This window comes from Streptococcus sp. Marseille-Q8145 (assembly GCF_965112035.1).
On the sequence record NZ_CBCOPQ010000001.1, the window covers coordinates 496,019 to 514,585 of the forward strand.

At 42.6% G+C, this 18,567-nt stretch carries 20 protein-coding genes and 1 pseudogene; 6 read left to right on the forward strand and 15 right to left on the reverse strand.

Going from position 1 to position 18,567, the window contains the following annotated elements; all coding sequences use genetic code 11:
• Positions 1 to 10 precede the first annotated feature (10 nt).
• The 9 genes and pseudogenes from ACWPVL_RS02505 to ACWPVL_RS02545 all read right to left on the reverse strand — a co-directional run.
• Positions 11 to 916: pseudogene (locus ACWPVL_RS02505) on the reverse strand (Eco57I restriction-modification methylase domain-containing protein); the annotation flags it as partial.
• Complete coding sequence (locus ACWPVL_RS02510; protein ID WP_454386828.1) at positions 895 to 1,119, reverse strand: Eco57I restriction-modification methylase domain-containing protein; 225 nt, start codon at positions 1,117 to 1,119, stop codon at positions 895 to 897. The gene ACWPVL_RS02510 and the pseudogene ACWPVL_RS02505, both read right to left, overlap by 22 nt.
• 1 nt (position 1,120) lies before the next feature.
• On the reverse strand, positions 1,121 to 1,390 hold the full coding sequence (locus ACWPVL_RS02515; protein WP_454386619.1) for a hypothetical protein: 270 nt from the start codon (positions 1,388 to 1,390) through the stop codon (positions 1,121 to 1,123).
• 76 nt (positions 1,391 to 1,466) lie between these two features.
• Complete coding sequence (locus ACWPVL_RS02520; RefSeq protein WP_454386621.1) at positions 1,467 to 4,115, reverse strand: valine--tRNA ligase; 2,649 nt, start codon at positions 4,113 to 4,115, stop codon at positions 1,467 to 1,469.
• The gene (locus ACWPVL_RS02525) at positions 4,112 to 5,218 is read right to left on the reverse strand and encodes a hypothetical protein (protein WP_454386623.1); all 1,107 of its coding nucleotides are present in this window, start codon (positions 5,216 to 5,218) and stop codon (positions 4,112 to 4,114) included. The genes ACWPVL_RS02520 and ACWPVL_RS02525 overlap by 4 nt, the downstream gene beginning before the upstream one ends.
• Positions 5,219 to 5,794 (reverse strand): GNAT family N-acetyltransferase, encoded by a 576-nt coding sequence (locus ACWPVL_RS02530; RefSeq protein ID WP_454386625.1) that lies wholly within the window; start codon positions 5,792 to 5,794, stop codon positions 5,219 to 5,221.
• Between the two features lie 242 nt (positions 5,795 to 6,036).
• Positions 6,037 to 6,291, reverse strand: coding sequence for a DUF1912 family protein (locus ACWPVL_RS02535; protein WP_454386627.1), 255 nt, complete (start codon positions 6,289 to 6,291; stop codon positions 6,037 to 6,039).
• Positions 6,292 to 6,317: 26 nt separating this feature from the next.
• A complete protein-coding gene (locus ACWPVL_RS02540) occupies positions 6,318 to 7,679 on the reverse strand; it encodes a DUF438 domain-containing protein (protein ID WP_454386629.1) in 1,362 nt (453 codons plus the stop codon).
• A 2-nt stretch (positions 7,680 to 7,681) separates the two neighbouring features.
• Positions 7,682 to 7,912, reverse strand: coding sequence for a DUF1858 domain-containing protein (locus ACWPVL_RS02545; RefSeq protein WP_061422459.1), 231 nt, complete (start codon positions 7,910 to 7,912; stop codon positions 7,682 to 7,684).
• Positions 7,913 to 8,204: 292 nt separating this feature from the next.
• Here ACWPVL_RS02545 and ACWPVL_RS02550 point away from each other — a divergent pair, with 292 nt between their 5' ends.
• Entirely contained in the window at positions 8,205 to 9,137 is a 933-nt protein-coding gene (locus ACWPVL_RS02550) for a nitronate monooxygenase (RefSeq protein WP_288932943.1), read from the forward strand.
• A 232-nt stretch (positions 9,138 to 9,369) separates the two neighbouring features.
• On the opposite strand, the gene rlmD is transcribed toward ACWPVL_RS02550, so the two are convergent.
• On the reverse strand, positions 9,370 to 10,728 hold the full coding sequence (gene rlmD / locus ACWPVL_RS02555; protein WP_454386632.1) for a 23S rRNA (uracil(1939)-C(5))-methyltransferase RlmD: 1,359 nt from the start codon (positions 10,726 to 10,728) through the stop codon (positions 9,370 to 9,372).
• 55 nt (positions 10,729 to 10,783) lie between these two features.
• Between rlmD and ACWPVL_RS02560 the strand changes: the two genes are divergently transcribed.
• From ACWPVL_RS02560 to ACWPVL_RS02575, 4 genes are all read left to right on the forward strand, one after another.
• Positions 10,784 to 11,560, forward strand: coding sequence for an aminoglycoside 3'-phosphotransferase (locus ACWPVL_RS02560; RefSeq protein ID WP_454386634.1), 777 nt, complete (start codon positions 10,784 to 10,786; stop codon positions 11,558 to 11,560).
• Positions 11,561 to 11,585: 25 nt separating this feature from the next.
• On the forward strand, positions 11,586 to 12,362 hold the full coding sequence (gene recX, locus ACWPVL_RS02565) for a recombination regulator RecX (protein WP_454386636.1): 777 nt from the start codon (positions 11,586 to 11,588) through the stop codon (positions 12,360 to 12,362).
• An 86-nt stretch (positions 12,363 to 12,448) separates the two neighbouring features.
• On the forward strand, positions 12,449 to 12,982 hold the full coding sequence (ntdP, locus tag ACWPVL_RS02570; RefSeq protein ID WP_005590859.1) for a nucleoside tri-diphosphate phosphatase: 534 nt from the start codon (positions 12,449 to 12,451) through the stop codon (positions 12,980 to 12,982).
• A 187-nt stretch (positions 12,983 to 13,169) separates the two neighbouring features.
• Complete coding sequence (locus ACWPVL_RS02575; protein ID WP_045498988.1) at positions 13,170 to 13,487, forward strand: DUF960 domain-containing protein; 318 nt, start codon at positions 13,170 to 13,172, stop codon at positions 13,485 to 13,487.
• A gap of 57 nt (positions 13,488 to 13,544) precedes the next feature.
• On the opposite strand, the gene ACWPVL_RS02580 is transcribed toward ACWPVL_RS02575, so the two are convergent.
• Positions 13,545 to 13,979, reverse strand: coding sequence for a GNAT family N-acetyltransferase (locus tag ACWPVL_RS02580; RefSeq protein ID WP_454386639.1), 435 nt, complete (start codon positions 13,977 to 13,979; stop codon positions 13,545 to 13,547).
• Positions 13,980 to 14,041: 62 nt separating this feature from the next.
• Here ACWPVL_RS02580 and ACWPVL_RS02585 point away from each other — a divergent pair, with 62 nt between their 5' ends.
• A complete protein-coding gene (locus tag ACWPVL_RS02585; protein ID WP_454386641.1) occupies positions 14,042 to 14,467 on the forward strand; it encodes a MarR family winged helix-turn-helix transcriptional regulator in 426 nt (141 codons plus the stop codon).
• 120 nt (positions 14,468 to 14,587) lie between these two features.
• Here the strand turns inward: ACWPVL_RS02585 and ACWPVL_RS02590 are convergent, their stop codons facing one another.
• From ACWPVL_RS02590 to ACWPVL_RS02605, 4 genes are all read right to left on the reverse strand, one after another.
• Complete coding sequence (locus tag ACWPVL_RS02590; protein ID WP_454386643.1) at positions 14,588 to 16,129, reverse strand: ABC-F family ATP-binding cassette domain-containing protein; 1,542 nt, start codon at positions 16,127 to 16,129, stop codon at positions 14,588 to 14,590.
• A gap of 254 nt (positions 16,130 to 16,383) precedes the next feature.
• Entirely contained in the window at positions 16,384 to 17,040 is a 657-nt protein-coding gene (locus tag ACWPVL_RS02595) for a CBS domain-containing protein (protein WP_048763750.1), read from the reverse strand.
• Positions 17,041 to 17,318: 278 nt separating this feature from the next.
• On the reverse strand, positions 17,319 to 18,173 hold the full coding sequence (locus ACWPVL_RS02600; protein ID WP_454386646.1) for a bifunctional methylenetetrahydrofolate dehydrogenase/methenyltetrahydrofolate cyclohydrolase: 855 nt from the start codon (positions 18,171 to 18,173) through the stop codon (positions 17,319 to 17,321).
• A 139-nt stretch (positions 18,174 to 18,312) separates the two neighbouring features.
• Positions 18,313 to 18,543, reverse strand: coding sequence for a DUF1797 family protein (locus tag ACWPVL_RS02605; RefSeq protein WP_005592360.1), 231 nt, complete (start codon positions 18,541 to 18,543; stop codon positions 18,313 to 18,315).
• Positions 18,544 to 18,567 lie beyond the last annotated feature (24 nt).

The window sequence follows — 18,567 nt, forward strand, 5'->3', positions numbered from 1 at the left end:
TGTTCGTTCCTCATACTCTTATTGGATAATTTTTTACATCATTCACGGATATACGAATTGATTTTCCACTCGCATTAATTGCTCTAGTTTCTATATAATTATAGAAATCTTCTGATTCAAGAATTTTTTTTGCATAATCTAGTCCTTCTTCCGCTATTGGAATAATATAAAATCCCGAATATGGTATTGTCTGAGAATCTAACTCGTATACATTTACTTTCTCAGTAATTACCGATGAAATCATTAATTTTTCCTGATTCATGAATTTCAAACCTTGTGATCGACCATACTCAAACCATTCCCCATCAGATTTTCTGTTATCTAAAACCTCTTTCCATTCTCGAAGATATCTAGTTGCCTTAGGAAAAATTCTTTCAAACTCTTCTCTGGAATATCTTATAAGTTCATTGTTTACAAATTTATATGGAAAAATAATTTTATCTACAATATTTTTAGATAACTTTCTTGGACTAGCCGCAGGTTTTAAAATTTCATCTTCTAAGTCCAAATCTTTTTGCTTAGGGATTATAAATACCTTATTAGATAATGTAGCTACGCTATTTGAGACTTTAAATAACTCTCCAAAGGTTAATTGATCAGCCTTAAATTCGATATTTTCAGTAAAATACCATTTGGACCCCAAATCTTCTTTTTTTATAAGAAAAGACTTGTTAAAATCACTATCAATATATTCTAAGTAATTACATATCCTAGAATTATCAATGACTATAATTGCTGATGACGTTAGAATTCTCCCAAAAATATGCGTATGTCTGTAATCAATTAATTGTAGAATATTTTTTTTAAAGATTTCCCTTAGATTTTCAGCAAAAACATTTTTAAATATGCTGTTAGGGATTAGATAACACATTTTTCCTGTCGTTTTTTTCAAATCTAGTAAACTCTTTTCGATAAAAGCATAACAATAATCAAATTTACCTTTTTACAAGAAGTAAAATTGTTTTTCAAGAAACTTCTATCCATATTATTGAGTTCTTGATATGTGATATATGGAGGATTACCAACAATAAAATCAAATCTCATTTTAAGATTGTATCTTAAATAATCATCAGAAATAATTTGCCAGTTTACCTTTTGAATCCCGTATTCTAAAGCAATATTATCTAAGTTTCTTAAACAATTTCTTTAATTTAGGATCGATTTCAAAAGCAACAAAGTACTTTTCTAAATCAGATTTTATGGATGAAATGGAACACTCGTGCATCAGTGCTACTTCAATGTATCTTTTAATTGCAACACACAAAATATTTCCTTCACCTACAGAATTCTCTAAAAAATATTTTTTTAGTATATTTTCCCCTTCATATTTTACCTTATCAAGCATAAAATGAACATACTTTTCAGGCGTAAAAACTTGGAATTTTTCCATATTCGTTTTTATAAATCGCTTTCTAACGTTTTATTTATTATACCAAAAACCCCAGCAAATTGCCGAGGTTTATAGCTTATTTCACCAACTTCTTCATCTCATCAATACGAGCCACTGTCGCATCATACTTAGCTTGGTAGTCGGCTTGTTTGTCGCGTTCTTTTTGGACGACTTCTGGTTTGGCGTTGGCTACGAAGCGTTCGTTAGAGAGCTTCTTACCGACCATATCCAGTTCTTTTTGCCATTTAGCCAGTTCTTTGTCGAGGCGAGCCAGTTCTTCTTCGACATTGAGGAGGTCTGCGAGTGGCAAGTAGATTTCTGCTCCTGTGATGACGCTTGACATAGCGAGTTCAGGTGCAGGGATGGTTGATGCGATTTCCAAGTGTTCTGGATTTGTGAAGCGTTTGATGTAGTTGACATTGCTGTTAAAGAAGGCTTCCAAGTTGCTATCGCTAGTCTTAACAAGGATTGTGATTGGCTTGCTTGGTGCTACGTTTACTTCTGCACGCGCATTACGAACAGCACGGATCAAGTCTTTGAGGCTTTCGACACCAGTGTGGGACGCAATGTCTTCAAAGGCTGAGTTGACAGTTGGGTATTCTGCTGTAACGATAGAACCTTCTGAGATTTGTCCAAAGATTTCCTCTGTTACGAATGGCATGATTGGGTGAAGGAGACGAAGGATCTTGTCCAAGGTGTAAAGGAGAACAGAACGTGTGATGACTTTCTCTTCTTCGTTATCGCTATAAAGGACTTCCTTGGTCAACTCAACGTACCAGTCCGCAAACTCATCCCAGATAAAGTTGTAGAGGATGTGGCCAGCCACACCAAACTCAAACTTATCAAAGTTTTCAGTGACTTTGCCGATGGTTTCATTGAGGTTGTGGAGAATCCAGCGGTCTGTAACATTTCCAGCTTCCTTGTTGGCAACTTTTTCCACATTGGCAGTTGCTTGCTCAAGGGTCAAACCTTCATTGTTCATGAGGATATAGCGAGAGATGTTCCAGATCTTGTTAATGAAGTTCCATGAAGCATCCATTTTCTCGTAAGAGAAGCGCACGTCTTGCCCTGGTGCAGAACCGTTTGAAAGGAACCAACGAAGGCTATCTGTTCCGTACTTATCAATAACATCCATTGGGTCAATCCCGTTACCGAGAGATTTAGACATCTTGCGTCCTTGCTCATCACGAATGAGACCATGAATCAAGGCATTTTTGAATGGCGACTTGCCAGTAAATTCCAAACCTTGGAAAATCATCCGAGACACCCAGAACGGAATAATATCATAACCAGTCACCAAAGTTGATGTTGGATAATAACGTTTAAAGTCTTCTGAGTCGACATCCGGCCAGCCCATGGTAGAGAATGGCCAAAGAGCCGAACTGAACCACGTATCCAATACGTCCTCATCCTGAGTCCATCCGTCGCCTTCTGGAGCTTCTTCACCAACGTATATTTCACCCTCAGCATTGTACCAAGCAGGGATTTGGTGACCCCACCAGAGCTGGCGAGAGATTACCCAGTCGTGGACATTTTCCATCCATTGGAGGAAGGTATCGTTGAAACGAGGTGGGTAGAATTCTACCTTGTCGTCTGTGTCTTGGTTGGCAATGGCATTCTTAGCCAATTGGTCCATCTTGACGAACCACTGAGTAGACAAGCGTGGCTCAACCACAACACCTGTACGCTCTGAGTGACCAACACTGTGGACACGTTTTTCGATTTTAACGAGGGCACCGATTTCTTCCAACTTAGCAACGACTGCCTTACGAGCTTCAAAACGGTCCATACCTGCAAATTCGAAGGCCAAGTCATTCATGGTTCCGTCCTCGTTCATGACGTTAACTTGTGGTAAGTTATGGCGTTGACCAACCAAGAAGTCATTTGGATCGTGGGCAGGTGTTATTTTCACGACACCCGTACCAAACTCAGGATCTGCGTGCTCGTCTCCAACGATTGGAATCAATTTATTAGCGATTGGAAGGATGACGTTTTTACCAATCAAGTCCTTGTAGCGTGGGTCTTCTGGATTGACCGCAACCGCAACGTCCCCAAACATGGTCTCAGGACGAGTTGTCGCCACTTCAAGGGCGCGTGAACCGTCTTCCAGCATATAGTTCATGTGGTAGAAAGCACCTTCGACATCCTTATGGATCACCTCGATATCAGACAGTGCTGTGCGAGCTGCTGGGTCCCAGTTGATGATAAACTCACCACGGTAAATCCAGCCTTTCTTATACAGGTCGACAAAGACTTTGCGGACGGCTTTTGACAAACCTTCGTCAAGAGTGAAACGCTCGCGAGAGTAGTCTACAGAGAGCCCCATCTTGCCCCATTGTTCCTTGATAGTAGTGGCATATTCGTCTTTCCATTCCCAGACCTTTTCGAGGAATTTCTCACGACCGAGGTCATAACGGGAAATACCCTCACCACGCAAGCGCTCCTCAACCTTAGCCTGAGTCGCAATCCCCGCGTGATCCATCCCAGGCAGCCAAAGGGTATCAAAACCTTGCATCCGTTTTTGACGGATGATGATATCTTGCAAAGTCGTGTCCCAAGCGTGACCAAGGTGAAGTTTACCAGTTACGTTTGGTGGTGGAATCACGATAGAGTATGGCTTAGCCTTTTTATCGCCTGAAGGCTTGAAAACATCAGTATCAAGCCATTTTTGGTAACGACCAGCCTCAACCTCGGCTGGATTGTATTTAGGTGAAAGTTCTTTCATTTTAGTTCTCCTTTTATTATTCTATTCTTTTCGGTTTCACATTTCGAATAGGATAGATTTAACAATCTCATCTCCTCATCAGTACAATTAAACATTACACAAGTAACATTTGACATATCTAGACACTTATCATATGTATCCTTTGGAAAAGCGATACATAATAGGTCTAATCTATCATCTTGGTAATTAGATTTATAATCTATTGCATCTTTAAACGCAACAGAGATATATGACCATCCTTTATACTCTTTATTTCTGGAGAGTGGAAAATATTTTTCTATTATATAATTTGATAACTCATATACCTTCTTGTCATGTTCCATATCTCCACTAGACTTAGATGAAAAAATTTCATTTAAAACTTTTGTTGTTTGTAATCCATAATCTTGTAATTCTTTTGGAAATCGCACATTGCAAAAGGGGTTTACTTGAATAGGCAATATTTTAAAATTGTCTTTTACATTATATATAAACAACGCAAACTTATCTGTTTGTTTTTTTATACCAACTTCTTCTATTGCTACTCTATCAAGTACTGATGTATAAAATACAGACTCTTTCTCGGTATTCAATCTTTGTAAACTAGAGTTAGGATTGATAAATCGCCAAGTATTCGGATCAAAATCTATTTTTAGGTTACCATTTTCATCAACTAAAGGAATAGCTCTATAAAATTCAGCATTTTTATTAACTCCTAAAGCTTTATGATTGTTTTGGATATAAGAACCAAATTCATCAATGCTAATGATTTTATCAATAAATTCTTTGAGTTCATTAAAGGTATAATTTGATTCATTTTTTATAAAGGAGAGAACCTTTTTTACTAAAATCTCAATTTCAATCTCATCTCGTCTCAACAAGCTCTTTTGCAACACTGATTGAAGTGATTCATCTGTTGTATATGCTGGAGTAATTGCACCGATGGTTCCATTACTAAATTTCTGTAGTTTAAACGGATGAATTATTTGAGCACCATTTTGAATAGGAATATGTGCAAAGTAAGTCTCTCCTTCTTTAATATCCACCTTACATTCCATCGAGGGAGAACTTTCTTCTCTCACTTGATGCCTTAATTCTTTTTTTCTATTCTTCTTTCTAGCCATCTATTTCACCCCCCACTCACTCCTCAGCAATCCATAAGCCAACTCTGCACAGCGATTGCCTTGGGCATCTTTGCGGTCTCTTATACGAGCTTCAAGAGTAAAGCCAAGCTTCTCAGCGACCCGCTGACTTTGTTTATTGTAATCAAAGCATCGAATTTCAACCTTGTGAAGTTTAAGAATGGTAAAAGCAACTTCTATCAAAGCACTGACGGCTTCTGGTACATAACCCTTCCCCCAATAATCTGGATGCAGGAGATAGCCAATTTCAAAGACATCATCCTCATGACGGTGATTGAAGTCACAAGAGCCAATGACTCGGTCATCCCCCTTAACTGTAATGCCATAGCCCGACGGAAGTTCCTTCTTTTCTAAATTTTCAAAATAGCGATTTTCAAAATAGTCACGCTCTGCTTCCAAGCTATCTACAGGAGGAAATCCAGCTGGATAACAGACTTCAGGCAGACCAGCATAAGTAAACATATCCTCCACATCATCTGCCGTTCGCTGACGCAATATCAACCGCTCAGTTTCCAACTTTGGCAACTCTTTGCCATTATAAGATTCAAGAAGTTTCATTCAAACCTCCTTTCCGCAACATAAAAATAATCCCTTCCTAGTCAGACTAGAAAGGGACGAATGTGTTTATCCGCGGTACCACCCAATTTCGGGCAGATGCCCGCTGCTTTGTTTATTTCATTTTCATCCATCAGCAACCAGCTTTGACACACTTGTGGACTTCTCAGCACCGCCACTTTCTGTAAAATGCTTGACTCAAAACACCTCTGATGAACTTATTCTATCACCTTTCCAGCGAAAAATCAATAATTTCTCTCACTAAACAAGCCCTCTGGCAGGTCATGAAATGCTTTGCCCGCCTGATAGTTGGCGAATTTCCCTAAAAGGAACTGGTAGGCATCGAGACGACTTTCATAGCGAATGGCTGCTTCCTTGGCCCGCTCGTCCTGGTCCGCCTCGTAGACTGCCTGACTCTCCTTGAGGGCCATCTCGTTAATCATGACCTGGGTCTTGACCCAAGCTTCAAAGTCCTGTAAAAATTCCTGTTCGTAACTCATTTTTCTCACTTTCTAACTGCAAATACCTAGTCCAAATCTCGGTAAAAATCACTGTCAATGTCACGGAAGGGCTGAATGTCCTGTACATACTCCAACACCCCCTGAAATGCGCCAGCCTCATCCCGCACCGCTGCATAGGTCACATGGACAAACTTGCCCCGCGATTCCGAATTGAACCACATCTCAAACTTGTCCCGCTCTCCCTCACGCAGAGCCTTGAAAATCCGCCGCACCTTGTCCAAAAACTTGGGCGGGTGGCAGAGCTCGACATTGCGCCCTATCTGGGACGGAGTCCGCTTGAAAATCATCTCGTCTGCAGGCACACTGTCATTATAATACTGGAAAATATCGTCCTTATTGACAAAGGTAATCTCCATGGGCAGATGGTCCAGAATCAGATTGGCCTCCGCCACCGACAGATAGCCATGACCAAAAGGCTGCTGGGAGTCCCGATTAAAGGCTTGCTCCTTCTTTTCCTTAGGCTTAAAGGAAATAGTGACCTGACCATCCGGCGTATCAATGACCTGCTCAAATCTGCCATCACTAGTCTGCTCTGTGCTGGCTGGCGCTTCGCTTCCTTCATCATCAGCATCCCCAGCTTCCTCCTCCGAGAATGAGTGTCGCGCAGGAATCCATTTCTCTGTCGGCTTGATGATGGCATAGCCATAAGCATCACTCTCCTCAGCAATCTTGATCCAATCATCCTGAGTAAAGGATTCGAGGAGGATCATGAGAAGGATAGACTCTTCCTTGAAAATCATAGCTTCAAACTCAGCCGCAAAAGTCTCAAACTTGTTCTTGACTTCTTGAATCGAAGTGTCTGGCAGCTGCTCTGCTGCAATCTTAGCTTCTTGGAAAAGATCTCGAATCTGGTCATCTACGCCCCACATGACTTTGGGCGGCGAATCGTGGCCATAGCTCTCCATGATGGGAAACATGAGCTCTTCCTTACGCTGATAGTGGATATCAAACTGACCCACCAAACCCAGCTGGCGCTGGAGTCCCTTGCGAATTTCAGGTAGAAGCTCCTCATCTTCTGTGCTTTCATAGGTTGATAGGAGTCTGCGAACCCGCATAAGGGCAGCCCGCAAGGCTAGATTTTCCTGCTTAAAGACTTGAACCGGATGGCCTGGGTGGTCGGTATCTGCCACCTCCACATCCTTAATAGCACCTTTAAAGAGGTTGGCATGAACATTGCAGAGGGACATGACATCTTCAAAGGTCACTCCCGTATCCGAGTTCATCAGCTCATGCTCCATCAGGCTGATTTCAATAGCGGACACACCAGCAAAATGCTCATTGAAAAGCTCCTGAACGGATTCTGCAGAAGCTCCGTTATGTAGATCCAGCAAGATTGACTTGAGGACTTCAATGCGTTCAGTAGCCATGCCTAAATCCCCACCACTTCATAGCCGTTTAATTCCAGCGTTTGCTTGATTTTATCCAGGTCAATACCGTTCATGCTGGCTCCTTTTTTGATCGAAACCACGCGCCCGACAGTATTTCGCATGACAGGATTGGCCAGAGGCTTAAAGCCCAACTCGACCAAAACATCCAAAACCTCTGGCTGCTTCTCAATCACTTCTGCCACTGGGATAGACAAATCAATTACATTATCCATATGCTCTACCTCCGTATATTTTTTATTATTATATCACAAAAGATGCGTCCAATAAAAATCCTTCCCACACTTGCTCAAATTCGGTCTTAGAGAATATAACAAATTCTAATAGACTATAAGTTATTGTTATAAGGACACTGATAAACGGAGTTTCACAAGAAAAAGCCAGTCCTATCAAGGATTTCTGAGATTATTTTCACAAAGTCCTAGCTTTTGTCAGACCAGAGCTTTCTTGAAAACGCTTTATTATAGTGATATAATGATTTTAAATACAGAATAAAGGAGATGCCCTATGTCTATTACAGAATTGTTGAACATCAAGTACCCTATTTTCCAAGGAGCCATGGCTCAGATTTCCCACTACCAACTGGCGGCAGCTGTTTCAGAAGCTGGTGGGCTGGGAATCATTGCTTCAGGTGGAATGACGGGTGAGCAGTTGCGCGAAGAAATCCGTGAACTGCGTAAATTGACTGACAAGCCCTTTGCCGTCAATGTTATGCTCATGATGAAAAATATCAAGGATATTGTGACAGTCATCATTGAAGAAAAAGTTCCTGTCGTAACGACTGGGGCTGGTACACCAAAATTCATCATGCCTTATCTGAAAGAGGCTGGTATCAAGGTTATCCCTGTTATTGCCAGTGTCAAACACGCGCAAAAAATGCAAGAGCTCGGAGTTGATGCCGTGATTGCTGAAGGTTCTGAAGCTGGCGGCCACATCGGTGAAACCAATACTATGGCTCTCATTCCTCAGATTGTTGACTCCGTTGATATTCCAGTCATCGCTGCAGGTGGGGTTGCAGATGGTCGTGGTCTCGCTGCCGCTTTTGTCCTCGGTGCGCAAGGGGTTCAGATGGGAACGATCTTCCTAGCTTCAGAAGAATGCCCAATTTCAGCAGGTTACAAGGATGCCATTGTTGCAGCCAATGACACTGCTACTGCCGTGACTGGTCGTATTGCTGGTGCACCGGTTCGTTGTATACGCAATGAAATGACCGACCACTATATCGAACTAGAAAACAAAGGCACCAATCGTGACGAACTCGAAGAAATCACCATCGGTTCTCTTTCTAAAGCTGTTTACGAAGGAGATACCGTACATGGCTCTATGATGAGTGGCCAAATCGCAGGCTTAGTCAAGGAAATTCGTCCATGTAAAGAAATCCTCGACACAATCGTTGCCGATGCTCAGAAGGTTCTCCAAAACACTGAAATCAAGCTATAATCCTCTAACTCAAAAGAGAGTGGGACAGAAATCGGTAATTCGTTAGAATTCGATTTCGTCGTCCCACCTCCGCACAGTTGAGTAGGGCTGTAAAAGCTGATGAAATCAGCGTAATAGAGCCCACTCAACCACTGCGTCTTGCTCGACAATCCAAAGACAATTGAGAGGCTAGGACTTTTGTCCCAGCCTCTTTTGCTGTTCATTTAGGCTTGTTTTTCAACAAATCGCTCTGTTACTTGACTTTTTTGACCAATTTCACCACTGCTTCGGTCCGAGCGGTATGGGGAAACATATCAACCGACTGGATATAGTGGACATCGTAGACCTGACAGAGCTTGACCAAATCCCGAGCCAGAGTTGAGACATTGCAGGAAACATAAACCATCTTTTCAGGTGCATAGCGGACAATCGTCTCCAGCAGCTTATCATCCAGACCTGTTCGCGGCGGATCGACAATCAAGGCATCCGCCCGATAACCCTCAGCATACCAGCGAGGAATAATCTCCTCTGCCGTTCCAGCCTCGTAAAGTGTATTATCAAAGCCCATCTGTTTCGCATTGCGCTTAGCGTCTTCAATGGCCTCAGGGATAATGTCCATACCACGCAGAGACTTGACCCTTTTCGCAAAGGCAAAGCCGATGGTCCCCACTCCGCAATAGGCATCGATCAAATGGTCCTCAGCCGTCACATCCAAAGCCTTGACTGCTTCCGCATAAAGCACCTCTGTCTGCTCCGGATTGAGCTGATAGAAAGCTCGAGGCGAAAGGGAGAACTCATAGTCCAGCACACCTTCTTGGATGGCTTCCTCGCCCCAGATAATCTCTGTCTTATCCCCATAAATCTCACTGGACTTGCTCGTATGATAATTGACTGCCACCGTCTCTATCTCTGGGAATTCAGCCACTAGGTCTCGAACGACTGGAGAAAAGTCTAGCTTGCGTCCTGTTACAAAAATCATCTGCACCTGACCCGTTTTTCTGGCCCTGCGAATCATGACAGTGCGTACGCCAGCAATCTTGCGCTCATCATAGATAGGCAGCCTATACTTGCCTAAAAGTCGAGCCACCTTATTGACAATAGCCTGCGTCACCTTGTCCTGAACCAAACAATTTTTCAGCGAGACCAGATAGTGGGAATTCTGGGCATAGAGCCCTGCCTTGACCTCATCCTTAAACTTGCGAGTCTGAAACTGCAGCTTCGCCCGGTAATAAAGTGGCTCCTGCATACCAATGGTCGGACGAATCTCATAGTTTTCGTAGCCAGCTGGCGCAAACTTTTTCAGAGCCTGACGCAGCAAATCTTCTTTAAACTCCAACTGCTTGTCATAGTGGAGGTGCATGATTTGACAGCCTCCGCAGCTTTCATAAATCTCACACGGCGCTTCAACTCGAAATTTCGACCGTTTGTTGATTGTGAGGAGCTTAGCCTCGATAAAATTACGCTGAACCTTAGTCACCTGACAGTAAACTTCCTCACCTTTCAAAGCCCCCGGCACAAAGACCAGCGTTTTCTTATAAAATCCAATTCCTTCCCCATTGATTCCCATTTTCTTGATTTTGAGAGGGATTCTTTGCTTCACTTTTACATTCATGCCTCTATTATACCACGCTAGAGTCGATTCGTTGAGAATATGTTACAATAAAAGTATGAAAGCAGAAAAAATATCCCTTCCACTAGCCCATTTCCCTGAGCAAATCCGAACTTATCTAGAGGGAGCCAACTTTTACGACAGCTCCTCACATTCAAGCGCCCGTGTTTTCTATGCCGATACGGGCTATTATTTGAAAATTGACCAAAAAGGCCAGTTAGCCCAAGAAGCCACACTTGCCAAATGGTTTGAGAAGCAAGAACTCGGTGTGCCTGTCACTCACTACCTATCAGCAGATCATGACTACCTGCTGACTAGAGAAGCCGAGGGCAAGGACGCCCTAACCTTTCTTCAACAGCCAGAAGAGCTTTGCCAAACAATGGCTGCCGCACTCAAAAAACTTCACAGCATCCAACCCCAGCATTTCCCAATCCAGCATCGCCTCCAACACTATAAAGAGCAGGCAGAGGAAAATTATCAGAAAGGTTGCTTTTATCAAAAAGCCTTGCTGCCTCAATTTCACATCCAAAGCCGTAAGGAAGCATATCAACTTATCCAAGAACAGGGACATCTACTAACGGCGGACGCCTTGATTCACGGAGATGCCTGCTTGCCTAATTTCATTCTGAAAGACGCTTCAACCTTCTCCTGCTTTATCGACGTTGGTCTCGCTTGCCTTAGCGATCGCCACCTTGACCTTTACTGGGCCATCTGGTCTCTTACTTATAATTTATCTGACCCCCAATACGCAGAGCTCTTTCTTGACCACTATGGCAGGAAGGATGTTGATACAGACAAACTGCGCTTGATAGCTGCCTTTGAAGCATTTGGTTAAAAGAAAGGACTTTACCAAATCCCCTATGAAAATCACAAAAATCGAAAAGAAAAAACGGCTCTACCTCTTGGAGTTGGACGACAGTGAAAAGCTCTATATTACAGAAGACACTATCGTCCGCTTCATGCTGTCTAAAGGGATGGACATCACGGAGCAAGAGTTGAAAGAGATTCAAACTTACACCCAATTTTCCTACGGGAAAAATCTAGCCCTCTACCATCTCTCCTTCAAGCAAAGAACTGCCAAGGAAGTTAATGACTACCTGAACCAGCACGATATCCAACCAGAAATCATCAGCCAAGTCTTGGACGCTTTGAAAAAAGAAAATTGGATCAACGACAGAAAATATGCCAATTCTTATATCCAATCCAACCTTCTCACTGGTGACAAGGGCGCTTTTGTTCTCAAGCAAAAACTCAGCCAAAAAGGGATTTCTAGCACTATTATCGAAGAAGAGCTAAGACGATTTGATTTCACTGAAGTAGCTGAGCGAGTTGCTGAGAAACTTTTAAAGAAATACCAGGGAAAACTGCCCAGCAAGGCCTTGCAAGATAAACTCCTCCAAGCCCTGATAAACAAAGGATTTTCCTATAGCCAAGCCAAAGAGGCCTTCCATCATTTAGAAATCGAAGAAGACCAAGAAACCCAACAAGAGCTGCTCTATAAAGAGCTAGACAAGCAATACCGCAAGTACTTCAAAAAGTACGAGGGCTACGACTTAAAACAACGTCTGACCCAAGCTCTGGCCCGCAAAGGCTATGATTTTTCGGACATTGCCAGCGCTCTGAGAGAATATCTTTAAGATTTTCTATGAAAACTTAGGCATTTTTATGAAAATATGTTACAATAAAGAGGATAAACTTAAAAATTGTAGAAAGTTGGTAGGTTATGAAACTTCCCAAAGAAGGCGACTTTATTACAATTCAAAGTTATAAGCATGATGGGAATCTTCACCGCACTTGGCGAGATACCATGGTACTAAAGACAACAGAAAATGCCATTATTGGCGTTAATGACCACACACTGGTAACAGAAAGTGATGGCCGGCGCTGGGTAACGCGAGAGCCTGCCATTGTCTATTTTCATAAGAAATATTGGTTTAATATCATTGCCATGATTCGTGATAATGGCACCTCATACTACTGCAACCTTGCCAGCCCCTATTATCTGGACAATGAAGCCCTTAAGTATATCGACTATGATTTAGATGTCAAGGTCTTCACAGACGGGGAAAAACGGCTGCTTGATGTGGAAGAATATGAGCGTCATAAAAGGCAAATGAACTATTCGGATGATTTGGATTTCATTCTCAAGGAAAACGTCAAGATTCTGGTTGACTGGATCAACAACGAACGCGGTCCCTTCTCCGATGCTTATGTGAAAATTTGGTACAAACGTTATGTTGAACTAAAGAATCGATAAAGTTGTCAAAGAGCGCAAGCTCTTTTTTCTTGTTTTCTTTCTCAAAAGACCTTCGTCCAGCAAAAAAGCAATTTCTTGCAATTCCTACTTATTTCTTGTATGATAGAACCATCAATGCTGCTAGTAAAGCACTAGAGGACCAATTTCTGGTCCTCCACAGCAAAATTTCCAGAAAGGAGTGAGTCTCATGGCTTTTACCAATACTCGTGGTCGCTATGCCAGCTTTGGCGCTATCACTAGCCTTCCAGATGATGTGATTGACACTTTCTGGTACATCATCGACAACTTCCTTAAAGATGTCTTCCCTTTGAATAATCTGATTCGCTTCGAATTGATCAATAACGAAGGGAAGCTGACTTTTCGCTTCTCTGAGGACCATCTCGATACACTCATCTCCTTTGATTTCACCTATAAATTTGACCCATTCTACCCTCGCATGATCTACGTTGTGGATAATAACGGCAGAGAGACGGTCATGTTAGCCGATGAATACTCCATGTTTTAAAAAAATAAAATCCAGTTGAGACACCATCACTATGAACGGTTCATCAACTGGATTTTTTTATTTTTTGTAAATCATTTTGATATGAGGCGTCGATTCAAAGATAAAGGGCTCTCCTTGAGTCACAAAACCGAATTTTTCATAAAGCCCCACGACTTGCTCCTGAGCTTCAATTTCAATCATTTTTCTCGGCCACTTTTTCTCACAAAGAATCAAGATTTCCTCTACCAATCTATTCCCTAGGCCCTTTCCCCGGGCTGACGGAGCTGTCACAAGGCGGCCAAAAACGACTTTTTCAGCTTCCTCAAACACGCGGGCATAGGCATCTATTTCCTCTTGTTTATTAACATGAAAAATGTGAACAGCTTTTAAGTCTTTTTCATCCAATTCATGATAGATTCGCTCTTGCTCGACGACAAAGGTATCGATCCGCAGTGTTAAAATCTTGTAGAACTCTAGCGTGTCCAACTCTTGCAAATATTTTTTATGCCACATGCTTGTTTCCGTCCTTGGTTTATTATATAATCATTGTAAATGCAACTATCAAAGGAGTTCTTATGGATTATCGTCAGTTATTTCGTCAAATGGGATTTATCTCCCGTCAAGCCATGATGAGAATGAATCAAGAAGCTAGCCAATACGGGCTTGATAATAATCTCTTTCTCATTCTTACTCGCATTGTCGAACATCCTGCCATTCATCAATCTCAGCTGGCAGAGCTGGTTCAGATTGACAAGACTACCCTAAGCCGCTCTCTACAAAAGCTGGAAGAACGAGGATTGATTATCAAAAAGACCAAGCAAGAGAATAAGAAATTCAAGGAGGTCTATCCACTGACTCCTGCACTAAAAGTATATGATAAGCTGATTGGCTACGAGGACAGATACATCCAGACCAGTCTGCGTCAACTAACATCGTCTGAACTCTTTCAACTAGATCATATCTTACAGAAAATTCAGAACTCCCAACAAGAAGAAGTATAACACAAAACAGTTGCATTTGCAACTATATGGCATTAAAAACTAAAGCTATTAAAAGCGGCTGCTTGCAAGTGACTGAGAAGACACCCTCGTCTCTGCAAGCAAAACCACCTTAATAGCTTTTTAAGTTAGTTGATTGAAATCCCAGATCTGATCCATCCAGCCTTCATAGAAATCAGGCTCGTGGCAGACCATGAGGATGCTGCCCTTGTATTCTTTCAAAGCGCGCTTGAGCTCTTCCTTGGCATCTACATCCAAGTGGTTAGTCGGCTCGTCCAGCACCAGAACATTATTTTCTCGGTTCATGAGGAGGCAAAGTCGAACCTTGGCTTGCTCGCCACCTGAAAGAACCTGAATCTGGCTCTCGATGTGCTTGGAAGTCAGACCACATCTGGCCAGAGCCGCTCGGACTTCTGCCTGATTAAGGGCCGGAAAGGCATTCCAAACTACTTCCAGTGGTGTCTGACGATTGCCGCCTTCGACTTCCTGCTCGAAATAACCCAGCTCCAGATAGTCCCCGCGTTCGACTTGACCTGCGATAGGCGGGATAATCCCTAGCAAACTCTTGAGTAGGGTTGTTTTCCCAATCCCGTTTGCTCCGATGATGGCCACCTTCTGATTGCGCTCAAAGGTAAGATTAAGAGGCTGGGTCAGTGGACGGTCATACCCAATCTGCAAGTCCTTGGCTTGGAAGATAAAACGACCAGGCGTGCGAGCAGACTTGAAATCAAAGGAAGGCTTTGGTTTCTCACTTTGCAGCTCAATAATGTCCATCTTATCCAGCTTTTTCTGACGTGACATGGCCATATTACGGGTCGCTACACGAGCTTTATTGCGGGCCACAAAATCCTTGAGGTCTGCAATTTCCTTCTGCTGGCGTTCATAGGCGGCTTCCAGCTGAGATTTTTTCATCTCATAGACTTCTAAGAACTGGTAATAATCCCCAGAATAGCGGGTCAACTGCTGATTTTCCACATGGTAGACGATATTGATCACATCATTCAAGAAAGGAATATCGTGGGAGATCAGGACAAAGGCGTTTTCATAGTTTTGGAGGTAGCGCTTGAGCCAGTCAATATGCTCCGCATCTAGATAGTTGGTTGGCTCGTCCAAGAGCAGGATATCCGGTTTTTCCAGAAGCAGCTTAGCCAAAAGAACCTTGGTCCGCTGCCCACCAGATAGCTCCGTCACATCGCTTTCCATACCGTAGTCCATGACACCCAGAGCCCGTGCGACCTCGTCAATCTTGGCATCTAGCGTATAGAAATCCCGGCTCTCCAAGCGGTCCTGCAGCTCGCCCACTTCTTCCATCAGAGCATCAACGTCGGCTCCATCCTCAGCCATGCTCATATAGATTTCATTGATACGAGCCTCGGTCTTGAAAAGCTCGTCAAATGCCGTACGCAAAACATCACGGACAGATTGACCTTGCTCCAAAACTGCATGCTGGTCCAGATAGCCAGCCGTCACATACTTGGACCACTCGACCTTCCCTTCGTCCGGCAGCATTTTGCCCGTCACAATGCTCATAAAGGTTGACTTCCCTTCACCGTTGGCACCAACCAGACCGATATGCTCTCCCTTGAGCAGACGGAAGGATACATCCTCAAAAATAGCCCGGTCCCCAAAACCGTGGCTGAGATTTTTTACTTCTAAAATACTCATCTTTTCTCCTCTACATTGATTGCAGTTTCTTGATTATACCATCTTAGGAAGCCAATTGGCAAGAAAATAAAAGAGGCTGGGACAAAGGTCCTAGCCTCTCAATTGTCTTTGGATTGTCGAGCAAGACGCAGTGGTTGAGTGGGCTCTACTACGCTGATTTCATCAGCTTTTACAGCCCTACTCAACTGTGCGGAGGTGGGACGACGAAATCGAATTCTAACGAATTACCGATTTCTGTCCCACTCTCTCTAACTTTATAAAACTTTTGCGCTAGTGCGGGTAATATCTTCTACTTTTATATTGTGTGCTTCAAACTTGGACTTCAAGGAAACCAAGTCAATATCTCCGTCAATTTGTACCTCAATGACAACTTTACCGTCCTTACGAGGAATATTGACTGTGTTTGAAATATTGAGGTTTTCTTCGACAAGCAAGGCGATAATATGCGATAGGACACCAACCTCGTCTTCTGTGACAAAGCGCATCCGAACGCCCTTTTCGCCATAACCAGAAACTTCTAGAAAAGCTTTGAAAATGTCGCGATCCGTAATGATTCCATAGACCTGCTCATTGTCAACAACTGGTAAGATTCCAATTTTATTTTTCAGCATCAAATAAGTCGCATCTTCCAGACTAGCATACTGGGAAATCGTAACGACATCGTGAATCATCACATCTTTTACCTTGGTTTTATTCAGAAGATAGTTCATTTCATAAATAGATAGGCTCGTTGCCTTTGATGGACTTGCTTCTGCGATTGTTCCTTCTGTCACAAGGCCCACCAGTTTATCATTTTCAATCACGGGCAAGCGGTGCAATTTTTGGTCGCGCATAATATCTGCCGCATGCGCAATCGTTGTGTCTGGGCTAATGTATACAACCTTGCGTGTCATAAAATCTTTTACTGCCATGAGAAGCCTCCTCTAGTTTCTTTTTCTAATCTTATTATACTGTATTTTCCAACCAATTTCAAACGCTTTCACAGTTTTCTCTTATGTTTTCAAAATTTAGAAAAATCAGGCAGACTACCTATAAAAAAGCTAGATTCTTCTATGAGAAAACGAGGGGGAACGTTTGACCCAGCCTCGCTTTAGCCTATCTCTATAGTTTCTTGTCTAATACCTCTAGCGACAAGATTACAAAAAAACAATTGAAAGAGAAAATTGATCAGCCAAATGCTACTTTTCTATTATTTCTCCAAACTTCTAACAAAGGCCTGGTAAGTCTGTTCCATTAGCATGGTAATGGTCATCGGTCCGACTCCCTTTGGAACTGGAGTAATAAGACTAGCCACTTCTGCCACTTCGTCAAATTTAACATCGCCAATCAACTTGCCATTTTCATCCCGGTTCATGCCGACGTCAATAACGACAGCTCCCTCCTTGACAAAGTCCTTGGTTACAAAGTGTCCTCGTCCGATCGCCACCACTAAAATATCAGCTTTCTTTGCAATTTTTGCTAAATGATGGGTCCTTGAATGCGTCAATGTAACGGTCGCATTTTTAGACAACAGAAGCTGAGCCATAGGTTTGCCGACAATATTACTACGGCCAATCACCACCGCATTCTTGCCTTCCAAGTCTACCTTATATTCGCGGAACATTTCCATGATTCCTGCTGGTGTAGAAGGGATCATCAAGGGATGCCCTGACCAAAGTCGCCCCATATTGGTCGGATGAAAGCCATCTACATCCTTGTCTGGATCAATGGCTAATAGAACTGCTTCGTCATCAATGTGGGCTGGCAAAGGAAGCTGGACTAGGATTCCGTGCCAAGCTGGATCCTGATTATATTTAGCAATCAAGGTCAGCAATTCTTCCTGACTCGTTGACTCGGGCAGGCGCACAACTTCACTGCGAAAGCCAGCGGCTAGAGCAGACCGCTCTTTATTTCTCACATAAACCTGACTGGCTGGATTGTCGCCCACCAAAATCACCACTAAACCTGGTTCCTGACCTGTTTCTTCTTTTAGTTTTGCTGTTTTTTCAGCAAGTTTCGCTTGAAGCTTTTCTGCTAAAGCTTTCCCGTCAATAATATTTGCCATTCTTTTCTCATTTCTTTTTCACTATATTTATTCATTATATCAGAAATCCTTCTGTCCCACTTATACATTTTTCTTATATAAAGTTATAAGATTAAAGACTGAGCTTGACAAGCAAAATAAAAAAGCAGAACCCTGCTTTTTAGTATAATAATTCATAAATTTCCATGGCAATCAAGTCAATACTATCGAAAGTATAAGTCTCACGCGCTGCCACATCACGCAGAGTAAAAATTGGTCCATTTTCTTCGTCGTAGCTGTACGCCACTTCGGCAACAACCACTCCTTCACGTTCAAAATTACGTTTTAAATTTCCACCATCTTTGGCCATAGCTTCCAAACGATTGATGATTCTAACTAAATGTGATTCCATTTTATTTCTCCTATTTACTTGCTT

Coding starts and splice junctions, on each gene's coding strand:
- ACWPVL_RS02515 (WP_454386619.1), bottom strand. CDS start 1,390: ATGGAAAAATTCCAAGTTTTTACGCCTGAAAAGTATGTTCATTTTATG.
- ACWPVL_RS02520 (WP_454386621.1), bottom strand. CDS start 4,115: ATGAAAGAACTTTCACCTAAATACAATCCAGCCGAGGTTGAGGCTGGT.
- ACWPVL_RS02525 (WP_454386623.1), bottom strand. CDS start 5,218: ATGGCTAGAAAGAAGAATAGAAAAAAAGAATTAAGGCATCAAGTGAGA.
- ACWPVL_RS02530 (WP_454386625.1), bottom strand. CDS start 5,794: ATGAAACTTCTTGAATCTTATAATGGCAAAGAGTTGCCAAAGTTGGAA.
- ACWPVL_RS02535 (WP_454386627.1), bottom strand. CDS start 6,291: ATGAGTTACGAACAGGAATTTTTACAGGACTTTGAAGCTTGGGTCAAG.
- ACWPVL_RS02540 (WP_454386629.1), bottom strand. CDS start 7,679: ATGGCTACTGAACGCATTGAAGTCCTCAAGTCAATCTTGCTGGATCTA.
- ACWPVL_RS02545 (WP_061422459.1), bottom strand. CDS start 7,912: ATGGATAATGTAATTGATTTGTCTATCCCAGTGGCAGAAGTGATTGAG.
- ACWPVL_RS02550 (WP_288932943.1), top strand. CDS start 8,205: ATGTCTATTACAGAATTGTTGAACATCAAGTACCCTATTTTCCAAGGA.
- rlmD (WP_454386632.1), bottom strand. CDS start 10,728: ATGAATGTAAAAGTGAAGCAAAGAATCCCTCTCAAAATCAAGAAAATG.
- ACWPVL_RS02560 (WP_454386634.1), top strand. CDS start 10,784: ATGAAAGCAGAAAAAATATCCCTTCCACTAGCCCATTTCCCTGAGCAA.
- recX (WP_454386636.1), top strand. CDS start 11,586: ATGAAAATCACAAAAATCGAAAAGAAAAAACGGCTCTACCTCTTGGAG.
- ntdP (WP_005590859.1), top strand. CDS start 12,449: ATGAAACTTCCCAAAGAAGGCGACTTTATTACAATTCAAAGTTATAAG.
- ACWPVL_RS02575 (WP_045498988.1), top strand. CDS start 13,170: ATGGCTTTTACCAATACTCGTGGTCGCTATGCCAGCTTTGGCGCTATC.
- ACWPVL_RS02580 (WP_454386639.1), bottom strand. CDS start 13,979: ATGTGGCATAAAAAATATTTGCAAGAGTTGGACACGCTAGAGTTCTAC.
- ACWPVL_RS02585 (WP_454386641.1), top strand. CDS start 14,042: ATGGATTATCGTCAGTTATTTCGTCAAATGGGATTTATCTCCCGTCAA.
- ACWPVL_RS02590 (WP_454386643.1), bottom strand. CDS start 16,129: ATGAGTATTTTAGAAGTAAAAAATCTCAGCCACGGTTTTGGGGACCGG.
- ACWPVL_RS02595 (WP_048763750.1), bottom strand. CDS start 17,040: ATGGCAGTAAAAGATTTTATGACACGCAAGGTTGTATACATTAGCCCA.
- ACWPVL_RS02600 (WP_454386646.1), bottom strand. CDS start 18,173: ATGGCAAATATTATTGACGGGAAAGCTTTAGCAGAAAAGCTTCAAGCG.
- ACWPVL_RS02605 (WP_005592360.1), bottom strand. CDS start 18,543: ATGGAATCACATTTAGTTAGAATCATCAATCGTTTGGAAGCTATGGCC.